We start from the raw sequence: 13579 nt of genomic DNA on the forward strand, positions 1-13579 counted from the left end.
TTATTGTGTTTATAAATACTAGTAAGTATTTAGACGATAAAAGGTAGTAAAAGTTACAAACTTTTACAAATTTAAAATTCTGTTATTTTTAATTCAAAAAAAACTTAATTATTTCTGCCTAAAATAAATAGTAATTGGTACACCAGAAAAATCGTAAATTTCTCTTAATTTATTTTCTACAAAACGTCTGTAAGAATCTCTAACATACTGTGGTAAGTTACAGAAAAATACAAATTGAGGTGTTTGTGTAGGTAATTGCATACAGTATTTTATTTTTACAAACTTCCCTTTTATTGCAGGTGGCGGATTGTTTTTAACAATATCTAGCATAGTTTCATTAAACTTACTAGTTGCTATTTTGTTTTTTCTGTTATTAAAAACTTCTACAGCAGTTTCTATGGCTTTAAATAAACGTTGTTTTGTTAAAGCAGAAATAAATACAATTGGCACATCTGTAAAAGGTTCTATTTGCTTTCTAACCATTGCTTCAAAATCTCGCATTGTATTGGTTTCTTTCTCAATTAAATCCCATTTATTAATTAAGATAACAACACCTTTTCTGTTTTTTTCTGCTAACCAAAATATATTTTGATCTTGTCCTTCAAAACCACGAGTAGCATCTACTACTAAAACAATAACATCAGAATATTCTATAGTACGCACTGCACGCATAACAGAATAAAACTCTAAATCTTCTTTTACTTTAGATTTTTTACGGATTCCTGCTGTATCGACTAAATTAAAATCGAAACCAAAACGGTTGTATTTTGTGTCTATAGAATCTCTTGTTGTACCTGCAATATTGGTTACAATATTTCTATCTTCTCCTATTAAAGCATTAATAAAAGAAGATTTTCCTGCATTAGGTCTCCCAACAATTGCAAACCTTGGTAACGCTTCTTCTTCTAAATCTACTTCTTCTGGTTCTGGCATTTTTTCTGCTAATGCATCTAATAAATCTCCAGTTCCGCTACCGTTAATAGATGCAATTGTGTGGTAACCACCCAATCCTAAATTATAAAACTCAACAGCATCTGGTTCTCTCATTGCGTTGTCAACTTTATTAACAACCATAAAAATTGGTTTTTTAACTTTACGTAAAAGTTTTGCAACCTCAGAGTCCATTGGGGTAATACCTTGTTCTACATCAACAACAAATACAATAATATCTGCTTCTTCTATAGCAAGGTTTACTTGTTTTCTAATTTCTCCTTCAAAAATATCATCAGAACCAGTAATGTATCCCCCTGTATCAATCACAGAAAATTCTTTTCCATTCCAGTCAGATTTTCCATAATGTCTATCTCTTGTAACTCCGCTTACAGAATCTACAATTGCTTCTCTTCTTTGTACCAATCTATTAAAAAGTGTCGACTTTCCTACATTTGGTCTTCCTACAATGGCAACAATACTATTCATTTTACTCTGATATTTTTTGCAAAGATACAATTTAACATACGATAAATTGTTATAACTTTATAGAGCTAAAAAAAATGATTTTTTATGAAAAATAATTTTACTGCAATTGCTTTTTCTTTGGCAATTGTTATTGCTGCATATTTATTAGGGAATTCTATAATAAATCGAAATAACGGACAGGGAACAATTTCTGTAACAGGTTTAGGAAATGCAAACTTTACATCAGATTTAATTGTTTGGGAAGGTTCGTTTTCTAGTTCTAGTTTAGAGTTAAAAAAAGCTTATAATGATTTAGAAAAAGATAAAAAAGTTATTTTAGAATATTTGATGTCTAAAGGAGTAAAAACTGATGAAATTGTATTTAAAGCAGTACAAAGTACAAAAAACACCAAAGCAAATTATGTAAATGGTAAATATGCGGGCGATATATTTTTAGGGTATATTTTAACTCAATCTTTGCAGATTGATTCTAAAAATGTAGAAGGAGTAGAGAAAATATCTAGAGAAATTACAGAATTACTAAACAAAGGAATTCAGTTTTATTCGCAACCTCCAAGGTATTATTATACAAAATTAGCAGATTTAAAAGTAGAAATGATTTCTAAAGCAACTGCTGATGCAAAAGCGAGAGCAGAAAAAATTGCCGAAAATTCTGGAGGTAAATTGGGCGATTTAATCTCTGCAAAAATGGGAATTTTTCAAATAACTGGTCAAAACTCTAAAGAAGATTATTCTTGGGGAGGAACTTTTAATACATCATCTCGAGAAAAAACGGCTTCTATAACGATGAAATTAGATTATAAATCTGAGTAAAAATGAGTCTTTTAATAGAAAAACAAAATAGCGAAGTTTTTTTAAGACCAAGATTTTCTATTGATTTAAAAGAGAACTCTCAAATTATTTTAGATCGTTTTTCTAATGAATTTAAAAAAGAGATAAAACATTATAGAGGAAATATTGTTGATGGACATATTTTTATTTCAGTCTCTAAAAAAGATGAACATTTTTGGTCACCTCAATTGCATTTAGAAATTATAGAAAATACACAAAATACATCAACTTTAAAAGGATTATTTGGGCCAAAACCACAAGTTTGGACACTTTTTATGTTTGTCCATTTTGTAATAGGAGTTTCTTTTTTAGGGTTTGCAATTATGCTTTATAGTAATTGGTCTTTAGAAGCATCAATTGTTTTTCCTGTTATCATGATGATTTTTTTACCGCTAATATGGATTCTATTATATTTTCTTGGGAAAATAGGGAAAGACACCGGGAAAAATCAAATAAAAGGATTACATGAATTTATGATAGGTGTAATTAGCAATTAATTTTGATTATAACCAAAACGCTTTAGCTGAATTTTATCGCTTCGCCAGTTTTTATTCACTTTTACATACAATTCTATATACACTTTTTTCATGAAAAAGCGTTCTAAATCTTTTCTAGCTTCTGCACCAACTCTTTTAATTGCAGAACCTTTGTGGCCAATTATAATACCTTTTTGAGTATCTCTTTCTACCATAATTACAGAACGAATTCTAACAATGTTTTCCTCTTCTGTAAATTCTTCGGTTTCTACTTCTACAGAATACGGAATCTCTTTTTTGTAATGTATTAGAATTTTTTCTCTAATTTTTTCATTTACAAAAAAACGTTCTGGTTTATCTGTTAACTGGTCTTTTGGATAAAAAGGAGGACTTTCTGGTAGTAATTCTTTTATTTTATCAAATACTTCGGTTACATTAAATTTTTCTAAAGCAGAAATTACAAAAATTTCAGCATTAGGTACTTTGTTTTTCCAGTATTCAATTTTTTCTTCTACTTCTTCTTGTGATGATTTGTCTATTTTATTCAATAATAAAATAATAGGAATATCACTATGGATAATTTTTTTAAAGAAAGCTTCGTTTTTTAATTCTTTCTCTCCAATTTCTACCATGTAAATTAGAATATCTGCATCTTCAAAAGCAGATTTTACAAAATCCATCATAGAAGACTGTAACTCATAAGCAGGTTTTAAGATACCTGGAGTGTCAGAAAATATAATTTGATGCTCATCATCATTAACAATACCTAAGATACGATGCCTTGTAGTTTGGGCTTTAGGTGTTATTATTGATAGTTTTTCGCCTACCAAAGCATTCATTAATGTTGATTTACCTACGTTAGGATTTCCGATGATGTTTACAAAACCAGCTTTATGCGTCATAATGCAAAGGTAATTAGTTTTTATATTTGATTAGAATTAAGATGATTAAAAAATAATTAAAAATTAATTGAAAAAAATTTGGTCAGTTATTTAAATAAGTCGTATATTTGCAACCCGGAAATAACGTGTCGAGCTTATGATTCGAAAGTTAAAAACTAAGTCGTTATTTTTTGAGATAATATCGCGGGATAGAGCAGTAGGTAGCTCGTCGGGCTCATAACCCGAAGGTCACTGGTTCGAGTCCAGTTCCCGCTACTAAGCAAGAGTAATCAGAAATGATTACTCTTTTTTTTTGCAATAAATTTAGAAGTATTTCACTTTAGTAAAACTTTTAAAAAAGATGGTTTATAAACTTGCAATCTAGGTGATTGTTCTTTTCTGTTAGAAGGTAGATAAAACCTTCTTAACAAATTCTTTACTTTTTGGTAATCTAATTTCTTGGAATTTTGATTTGCTTTGTTTCATGCAACTACAACCTAATAATATTAATTTTTATAAAGAATTAATGTCTAAAATTAAGCTATCTGATGAGGCTGCTTTTAAGGTGCTTTACGATAAGTTGTGGGAGCGCATGTATATTTTAGCATACTCTTTATTAAAAGATAAAGATATTTCTAAAGATTTAGTTCAAGAAGTTTTTGTAGATTTTTGGATTAGAAGATTAGAAATAAAGAATAATAATATAGAGGCTTACCTTATAAAAGCAACTCGTTTTCGAGTTTATAAAGAATTAAGAGATACAAAATTTCATAAAACTAATATAGATTTGCTGGATGTTATAAAGACACCTCATTCAAATGGAATCTTAGAAGAACTTCAATTAGAAGAAACGGAAAATTTAGTTAATAAAGCGATAAAGAAATTACCAAAAAAACGTCAAGAAGTTTTTAAATTAAGTAGGTTCAAACTACTTAACAATTTTGAAATATCTCAACAATTAGGAATATCAAAACGAACTGTTGAAACCCAGATATCTCTAGCTATAAGAAGTATTAAAAGCGAAATAAACTACTAAAGAAAGCTTGTCTTGAGTACTTTTTTATACATTTTTTTTTTTCAAAACCTGATTTAATGTAAAAAAAAAATATTTTTTTTACGTGTGTATATCATTTTTGGGTATTTATTCATAGATACTCTATTATGACTGAAAAAGAATTTAAAACCCTTTTAGATAAATTTTTAAAAGGAACAATAACTAAAGAAGAAGAGGTTTTATTAAATGCGTTTGAAGAAAAAGCTGTTAATGAAACTAAAGAAAGTGTTTTTAATAATGATATAGAAAAAAGGGATATAAAAAAAGAAATATTAAGTGGTGTTAAGAAACAAATTAAACCAAACTACTATTTTAAACTAGCCATTGCGGCCTCTATTACTTTACTTTTAGGTGTAAGTAGCTTTTTCTTTTTTAATAAAGAAAAGGATCTAGAAATATTTACAGTAGCCAATACGTCTAATCAAATTAAAACGGTTTATTTAGAAGATGGAAGTAAAGTTGTTTTAAACAAAAATAGCTCATTAAGATATATTAATACATTTAATAACACTAGGCATTTAGATCTTAAAGGAGAAGCTTTTTTTGATGTAAAAAGAAATGAAAAGAAACCATTTATAATTAAAACCAAAGGTATTAAGACCAAAGTATTAGGTACAAGTTTTAATATTTTAACGAATGATTCTCTAGTTAGTGTTACTGTTGCTACTGGTTTAGTAGAGGTTTCTAATGCTAAAAAAGCAATTTTATTAAACCCAAATCAACAAGTTACTTATAAAAATACTTCCCAAACATTTATTAGTAAAAATACATCACACCAAATTTTTATAGCATGGTTTAAAGATGTTAATCATTTAGAAAATGTTTCTATGGGTGATGTTGCTAGTTTTATAAGGCATAATTACAATACAGAAGTAGAGTTTATAAATACTAGCTTAAAAATAGTTCCTATGTCTATAACTATAAATAGAAACGAAAGCCTAAAAAGTATCATTGATAAGATAAATTACATAACCGATTTAAAACTAACCTTAAAAGAAGATAATATGATAGAAGTTAAATAAAATAATTAAAAAGAAGAAGAGTCTGCTGGCACAGACTCCTCTGGTAAAAAGTATCGAATCTATAATAAAAACAACACTTATTAAATATTAAAATGAATTTTAAAAATTACTTATCTAAGTTATTTCTACTCCTTATAATAGCAGGATTATTTCCAATAACAATTTTAGGAAATAATCATATTAAAGTAAAGGAGTTAAAAGTAAGCATTAAAATAGAAAATGCTAAACTAACAACTATTTTTTCAAAACTAAAAAATGAATATGATATTAATTTTTCTTATGGACAGAAAATTATCGAAGATTCAACTACTTATTCAATTAATTATGAAGAAATATTATTGACAAATTTACTAAAAGACTTGTCTAAAAAAGGTTTTTTTAAGTATCAAGTTACAGATAAAAATGTTTTAGTAAAGAAACTTGAAAAGAAGAAATTTCAACAAAATGTTAAAGGAACTATTGTTGATGATAAAGGAAATCCATTACCAGGTACATCTATTATAGAAAAAGGAACCATAAATGGAACAACATCAAATTTTGATGGGGAGTTTTCGATAAATGTGTCAAACTCTAACGCTGTATTAGTTGTTTCTTATATTGGTTATGTAGATCAAGAGATTTCTATAAACAATAAAAATGAATTTTATATTGTATTAAAAGAAAATATAGCAGGATTAAATGAGATTGTTGTTACTGCTTTAGGAATGAAAAGAGAAAAGAAAGCATTAGGGTATGCTGTAGGTGAAATAGATGATAAAAAAATTAATCTTGTTCCTCAAGAAAATGTTTTAGGAGGTTTGTCTAGTAAAATATCAGGTTTAGATATTCGTCGTGGAGGAAATGATTTGAATAATGAAACGTATGTATACATTAGAGGTAAAACGTCTTTAACCGGTAATGATCAGCCACTTGTTGTTATTGATGGCTCTCCTGTAGGAAACCCTAATGTTATGGGTGATATTAGTGCTATGGATGTTGAAAATATTTCTGTTTTAAAAGGGGCAAGTGCAGCAGCTTTGTATGGTTCTAGAGCTGGTAACGGGGTTATTTTAATTACTACAAAATCTGGGAAAAACACTAAAAAAGGAATCGGGGTTACTTTTAATACTACTACAACTTTTAATACTCCGTATAAATATGTAGAGTTACAAAATCAATTTACAAACGGACAAAAAGGAGTTTTTAATGAAGCTACATGGCAACATTGGTATGGAGCAGAAGAAGGAACTTCTGCAGTACAATGGAATAGTAACGGAGAAGAAGCTCCTTTAAAGTTTTATAACAATAGTTTAGAAGATTATTTTAAAACTGGTGTTACTACCATTAATGATGTAAGTATTTCGGGTGCCTATGATAAAGGGAACTTTCGTTTATCTATTTCTCACTTAAAAGGAGAAGGGTTTACTCCTGGTACAGAACTACAAAAAATAGGTGCTAACTTAACCACTAGTTTTAAAATTACAGACAAAGTAACAGTATCTACCAACATTAATCTTTCAAACCCAAATTCTGACAATTACCCTATCAATTCTATTGGAGGAGATGACCAGTATTTTGATATTTATAATATTGCTCCTCACATTAATATTAATGATTTAAAGGATTATTGGGTAGTAAATAATGCTGAGCAACTTAAAGTTACAGAGGGTTATAACAATCCATGGTTTTTTGCTAATGAAAGAATAAATAAATTTGATAAAATTAGAGGTTTTGGAAACATCAAACTAGATTGGGAAATAAATGATGATTTAAATGCTATGGCTAGAGTTTCTAATAGCAGTAACTCTAATAGAACAGAAATTATTAGACCTTGGTCTTACGATGGTTTTGGTACGAGTAAACCTTTTGGTTCTTATAATATTAGTGAAAGTAGTTCTAGAGAAACTAATATAGATGTATTATTATCTTATACAAAAGAATTAGGAAATTTTAGAATAGATCCATCTATTGGGGGTAATATTTTAAATACGCTTAGCACTTCTATTAGTTCTGGCGGAGATAACTTAGTTTTACCTGGGCTTTATACTTTATCTAATGTAGCAAGAGGTGGGTTGTCTTACAATAGTGCTAGTTATAGAAAAGCAGTTTATAGTGCTTACGGTATGCTTTCTTTAGGGTATAAAGATTATGCTTATCTAGATTTTACAGCTCGTAATGATTGGTCTAGTACTTTGCCAAAAGAAAATAGGTCTTATTTTTATCCTTCTGTTTCTGCAAGTGTGTTGGTTTCTCAGTTTGTAGAGATGCCTAATTGGGTGTCTTTATTTAAGGTAAGATCTAGTTGGGCTCAAGTAGGTAAAGATACTTCACCATATTTAATAAATCCAACCTTATCCCAAGGTTATTGGGGAGACGATTTTACGTATTCATTACCTAGTAGTATGCCAAACACTAATTTAAAACCAGAAATAGCTACCTCTTACGAAATAGGTACAGATATTAAGTTATTTCATGGTCGTTTAGGTTTTGATGCTACTTATTATAAAACACAAAATAAAAATCAAATTTTAAATGTTGCTGTTTCTCCTTTAACAGGTTATACAAGTTCTACAATTAATGCTGGTAATGTAGAGAATTATGGTATTGAATTAGGTGTAAATATAATTCCAATTAAAACAGAAGATTTAGAATGGAATATGAATTTTAATTTCACCAAACAAGAGAGTAAACTAGTAGCCTTGGTTGATGGTATTGATCGAGTGAGTTTTGGTGGAGGAACAGATATGGGGTCTTTTACGAAAGTAGGCGGTATTATTGGGGATTTATATGCTCCATATGTAAGGAAAGTTGAAGAAGGAGAGTACAAAGGGTGGAATTTATTAGATGCTAATGGTAGGTGGGATGTAGATAGAACTACAGAAAATCAAAAGAAAGTAGGGAATTCTAATAACGATTTTGCGGTAGGTTTTAATACTTCTATTGCTTATAAAAATTTTACATTATCTGCTAGTTTTGATTGGAGGCAAGGTGGAGATTTCTTCTCTGAATCTATGAAAAGAATGGCGCGTTCTGGTAAAATAGAAAGTTGGAACAATGGTGTTAGTACAAGTACATTTACAGGTGTTTTAAATGCCAATTCTTTTGATGGAGACAGAACGGCACTTGCTAATGAAATTAAAGCAAACCCTATTTACAGAGATAATAATGTTTGGGTTGGTGGTAGAAACCAAAATTTAGGTGGTTTTGAATATAACGGAAACTATAATGGAGCTTTCTTTCCTGGTGTTATAGATAATGGAGATGGTACTTACACCGAAAATTTTGGAGGAGAAGGAACTAAACTTTTTGATGCTTATAGAGTTGTAGAGTCTAGTGGGAGTTTTTGGAGAACAGGAGAAACTTTTATGTATGATGCTTCTTTTGTAAAATTAAGAGATATTACTCTTACTTATAAATTTACTGATAATGTAGCTAGATTTATTGCAGCAGAAAATATTTCGCTATCTGTTTATGCAAAGAATGTTATGTTATGGACAAAAGCAAAGATTGGTATAGATCCAGAGACTGCTTTTGATGAAGGAAATCAAGGGTTCGATAAATGGAACCTTGCTCCATGGACCGTACCAATGGGATTCAGACTTAATGTTAGTTTTTAATCAAAAAAATAAGAAACAAAATGAAAAATAATATAATCACGATAACACTATTAATGATAATGCTTATAGCAACGTCGTGTAGTGAGTCTTTTGACGATATCAATACTAGCCCTAATACACTTCCAGATACAGAGGTAGATATTAAATTTGTATTAACGGGTGTTATTTCAAAATCAGCTCAAATAGCCACTACAATGTCATATGAGTGGGGACATTTATCAGCTGCAACGCAATATTTACAAAGAGATTTTACTAGTTACGAAGAAAATAATTATCAATGGGGAACTATAGACTTTTCTAATTTTTATGAGCCTTTAAAAGATAGCGAGTATATTTTTGAAAGAGCAGAGAATGAAAAATCGGGTGAGGTAAAAAATTACTACCAAGCAGTAGCTTTAATTATAAAATCATATCAATATGGTTTTGTTACTTCTGCTTTTGGTGATGTTCCTTACAGCAAAGCATTGCAAGCAGAAAACGGTGGTGATGAGTTTTTTAAACCAGTTTACGACACACAGAAGGAAGTTTTTATAGGGATTCTTAATGATCTAAAAGAAGCTAATACACTTTTGGCAAATACAGGGGTTATTACAGAAGCTTCAGATAGTGATGTGTTGTATAGTGGAGATGGTCAAAAATGGAGGAAATTAGCAAACTCATTATCTCTTAGGTTTTATATGCGTTTGTCTGAAAAAAGTGATTCAGATATTAATGTATCTTCTGAAATAGCAGCAATTGTAAATAATCCTAGTGAATTTCCTATTTTAGAAAGTAATGATGATAATGCTGTGGTTTCATATATAGGAACAGATAGTGATAATAGTTGGCCTGGAGGAGCTTTAAACTGGAGTAATAGATCAGAGTTTTATCGTAGAAAACCATCGTCTACTATTGTAAATGATTTAATAGCTTTAAATGATCCTCGTTTAACAAAATGGGTAAAAGCTGTAGATGTACAATTGGCAGAAGGAACAACAAATGAAGTTAAATTAGAAAACAATAGAGTTAAGCGTTATGTAAATTTAGATATTAACGCTATTAATAGTGATGATAATTTAGAAAACGATATCAATACCAGTTTATTTGTAGGTTTACCGATTGCTTTAAGTGCTCCAAATGATTTTAATTTAGGGGGAACGCTAAGTGATGTATTGACTGATATTTCAAATTTAGATGAAAATATATATTTAAATGCAGCTGCAAACCCGCATACATCTTATCTAACAGATATGTATTCAGAAAATAATAGCGAATTAGTAAAATCTATTTTAATGACTTCTGCAGAAGTAAAATTTTTATTAGCAGAAGCGAGTTATCGTGGTTATATTAGTAATGATGCTTATCAATATTATAAAGAAGGAATTGAATTGTCTTTTGATCAGTATCAAATCTTTAATGGAGATGCTGATGCGGTTTATGATGAGGTGAATAATACTCTAGTGGTGTTTGATCAGGAAGAATACATTGCGAATGTAAAACAAATTTATGACAATGCTGAAGATAAATTAGAGTCTATTATACATCAAAAATGGATTGCTTTATGGTTAACAACAGAGTCTTGGTTTGATTTTAGCAGAACAGGTTATCCTGATTTAAATAATAATATTATTTCTGGAACTAAAGGTCAACAAACTCCTGTTCGTTTTTTATATACTGATGCATATAATGAAGAAAATATGTTAAATGCTATTAATAATTTGCAGCCTGCTGTAAATGATCAATGGTCTAATATGTGGCTATTACAATAAAAAAAGTAACTGAAAACAGGAGTTTTTACTCCTGTTTTTTTATTTCAAAAAAATAATTTCTCTATGAAAAAAATAATATTTTTTCTTTTAGCGCTTATAGTTCTAATTGCATGTAAAACTGAAGAAAATAAGATGCATTTTCATGATGAAGAGCATCATCATTCACATTATTCATCGATGTCTAATGTAGATGCGCATAAACTTATTTTTCCATCAAGAACTCCAGATAGAATTATTGTGAATTTAACGGAGGATGCTAATCATAGTTTTGCAGTTAATTGGAGAACAAATCAAGAGATTGATACTGCTTATGTACAAATAGCAGAAGAAACTCACGGGCCAGATTTTTTATTAGATGACAACAAGCAACAATTTATTGCTAATACAGAATTTATAATCGTAGAAAATACTAGAGATCAGGAACCTTTGGTAAAAGCGGCATATCATTCTGCTATTATTAATAATTTAACACCAGGAACTAATTATGTCTATAGGGTTGGTAATGGAAATAATAGTAATGATACTTGGAGTGAGTGGTTTCAAATAGAAACTCCTTCTTTAAACCAAAATAAACCTTTTAGTTTTATTTATTTTGGAGATGCACAAAATGATGTAAAATCCATGTGGTCTAGAATCATTCGTAAATCGTATAAGATGATGCCAGAAGTTGACTTTATGTTGCATGCTGGAGATTTAATTAATCATAGCGAGTCTGATAGAGAATGGGGAGAGTGGTTTTATGCAGGAAGTTTTATTCATGCAACAGTGCCAAGTATTATGACTCCTGGAAATCATGAGTATGACAAAAGTGTAGACCGTAAAAAAATATCAGCTTTATGGAGGCCACAATTTACGTTGCCAGAGAATGGACCTTTAGAGGAGCTTAAAGAAACTTGTTATTTTTTAGACTATCAAAATATGAAAGTAATTTCTATTGATGCTCAAAGTTTTTATAATAACGAAGAGTCTGCAAATGCACAAACAAAATGGTTAGATTCTATTTTAGCTAAAAATACCAAGAAATGGGTAACTATTACGATGCATTATCCAATTTATTCAACTAAAATAGGTCGAGATAATAAGGAGTTGCGAGAAAAACTTAAACCTTTAATAGATAAATATAATGTTGATTTAGTTTTGCAAGGTCACGATCATACATATGCAAGAGGTTATGCGTCTAACCAAGGCTTAGGGAAAACTATTGTACAAGACGCAGGTACTGTTTATGCCGTTTCAGTAAGTGGACCAAAAATGTATGAATCTCAAAATCAAGATTGGATGGTTAAAAGAGGTGAGTATGTACAGCTTTTTCAAATTATAACTGTTGATAATGATACTATTAATTATAATTCTTACACAGCAAAAGGAGATGTTTACGATAGTTTTAGTTTGACGAAAAATAAAAAAGGAAAGAAAACCTTGATTAATAATGAATCAGAAGTATCAATTAGGTTCAAAAAAGACTTTGTAAAAAAATAAATTTATTATAATCATTTTTTTTAAGTTAATTTAAAACATAAAAAAAGGTCAGTAAATTTAAATTACTGACCTTTTTTGTATTTCGGATTTATCCTGAAGTATGTTTTAAGTTCCCTTAGAAAGCGTAGTTAAGACCAAATAACCAATAAGATTGTAATTTGTTATCTACGTTATCAAAAGTTGCAGCAGCGTTGTCTTCTAAAGCATATTCTAAAGCTTCTTGTTTGTTTTTACGTAAACCTAATTCAAAACCAACTCCAATTCCTTTCCAGATAGAGTAACCAAAAGAGTTTGTAAATGTGTAATTAGATAAATCTGAAGATTCATAGCTTTGGAAAACAGATAAATTAGATTTTACACTTAATTTACCATATTTTTTAGTGTAATCAGCAACAATTTTTGCACCTAAAGAAGATTCGAAAACAGATTCATCTTTACTAAAAACAAAATTGTAGTTTCCTGGATGCAATACAACAACTAAACTAGATGTTGGTGTCCATGTAAAACCAACCCCTAAATCTAAATACCCAGGATTGTTAAAGTTGTCTATAATTGTTGTTCTATATTCACCTAATCCAGAAACAGCCCATTTACTATTTAATCTTTGACCATATAATGAAGTAATTGTAAATACATCTGTAGCAGCATCAAAATCTTTACTATCTGTAGGGTCGTCTTTATCATCTAATTTTACCCAACCTAAGTTAACTGCGGCAGAGTTTCTCCAAAAAAAGTCATCCTGTACCAGGTTTGCAAAACCGTTTACAGTAATACCAATATTACCAGAAGCAGAATTAGGCTCACTTTTAGAGTACCAGTTGTTAAAACCAGATAAGTTTCCTCCTATAGTACCAAAAGCACCTTTTCTCCATCCAGGAAGTGCATCAATCTTAGCTTGTAAAGATTTTACTTCTTTTTGTAGTTTTGCTATTTCTGCTTTTTTAGGAGCTTGTTCTTTTTTTAATTCTTCAGCTGTTTGAGCATTTGCTGATAAGCTTACAAATACTATTAAAAATAAAATTGATAATTTTTTCATCTTTTGTTTTTTAAATTTTGAGCGTGCAAAAGTACAC

General features: G+C 29.5%; 10 protein-coding genes and 1 tRNA gene. 8 read left to right on the forward strand and 3 right to left on the reverse strand.

Going from position 1 to position 13579, the window contains the following annotated elements; translation table 11 throughout:
* Nucleotides 1-108: 108 nt before the first annotated feature.
* Nucleotides 109-1419, reverse strand: a complete 1311-nt coding sequence (der, locus tag ACJJVY_RS11950) for a ribosome biogenesis GTPase Der (RefSeq protein WP_405608813.1) — start codon at nt 1417-1419, stop codon at nt 109-111.
* Between the two features lie 84 nt (nt 1420-1503).
* On the opposite strand from der, the gene ACJJVY_RS11955 reads away from it, so the two are divergent.
* Together ACJJVY_RS11955 and ACJJVY_RS11960 are read left to right on the forward strand one after the other, a co-directional pair.
* Entirely contained in the window at nt 1504-2232 is a 729-nt protein-coding gene (locus tag ACJJVY_RS11955) for an SIMPL domain-containing protein (protein ID WP_405608816.1), read from the forward strand.
* 2 nt (nt 2233-2234) lie between these two features.
* The gene (locus tag ACJJVY_RS11960) at nt 2235-2747 is read left to right on the forward strand and encodes a GTP-binding protein (RefSeq protein ID WP_405608819.1); all 513 of its coding nucleotides are present in this window, start codon (nt 2235-2237) and stop codon (nt 2745-2747) included.
* Here ACJJVY_RS11960 and era read toward each other — a convergent pair.
* Nucleotides 2744-3628 (reverse strand): GTPase Era, encoded by an 885-nt coding sequence (gene era / locus ACJJVY_RS11965; protein WP_405608822.1) that lies wholly within the window; start codon nt 3626-3628, stop codon nt 2744-2746. The two genes, ACJJVY_RS11960 and era, sit on opposite strands and share 4 nt — an antisense overlap.
* Nucleotides 3629-3810: 182 nt before the next feature.
* On the opposite strand from era, the gene ACJJVY_RS11970 reads away from it, so the two are divergent.
* The 6 genes from ACJJVY_RS11970 (at nt 3811) to ACJJVY_RS11995 (ending at nt 12506) form a co-directional block, all read left to right on the forward strand.
* Nucleotides 3811-3883: transfer RNA gene (locus ACJJVY_RS11970), tRNA-Met, on the forward strand.
* Between the two features lie 250 nt (nt 3884-4133).
* Nucleotides 4134-4643: an RNA polymerase sigma factor gene (locus ACJJVY_RS11975; protein ID WP_405608825.1), complete on the forward strand. Its 510-nt coding sequence runs from the start codon at nt 4134-4136 to the stop codon at nt 4641-4643.
* 125 nt (nt 4644-4768) lie between these two features.
* On the forward strand, nt 4769-5683 hold the full coding sequence (locus tag ACJJVY_RS11980; protein ID WP_405608828.1) for a FecR family protein: 915 nt from the start codon (nt 4769-4771) through the stop codon (nt 5681-5683).
* A 92-nt stretch (nt 5684-5775) separates the two neighbouring features.
* Nucleotides 5776-9279: a SusC/RagA family TonB-linked outer membrane protein gene (locus ACJJVY_RS11985; protein ID WP_405608831.1), complete on the forward strand. Its 3504-nt coding sequence runs from the start codon at nt 5776-5778 to the stop codon at nt 9277-9279.
* 20 nt (nt 9280-9299) lie between these two features.
* On the forward strand, nt 9300-11027 hold the full coding sequence (locus ACJJVY_RS11990) for a SusD/RagB family nutrient-binding outer membrane lipoprotein (protein WP_405608834.1): 1728 nt from the start codon (nt 9300-9302) through the stop codon (nt 11025-11027).
* 63 nt (nt 11028-11090) lie between these two features.
* Complete coding sequence (locus tag ACJJVY_RS11995; RefSeq protein ID WP_405608837.1) at nt 11091-12506, forward strand: metallophosphoesterase; 1416 nt, start codon at nt 11091-11093, stop codon at nt 12504-12506.
* A 115-nt stretch (nt 12507-12621) separates the two neighbouring features.
* Here the strand turns inward: ACJJVY_RS11995 and ACJJVY_RS12000 are convergent, their stop codons facing one another.
* On the reverse strand, nt 12622-13542 hold the full coding sequence (locus ACJJVY_RS12000) for a DUF3078 domain-containing protein (RefSeq protein ID WP_405608840.1): 921 nt from the start codon (nt 13540-13542) through the stop codon (nt 12622-12624).
* Nucleotides 13543-13579 lie beyond the last annotated feature (37 nt).

It is taken from the genome of Polaribacter sp. Asnod1-A03 (assembly GCF_045063585.1).
GTDB lineage: Bacteria > Bacteroidota > Bacteroidia > Flavobacteriales > Flavobacteriaceae > Polaribacter.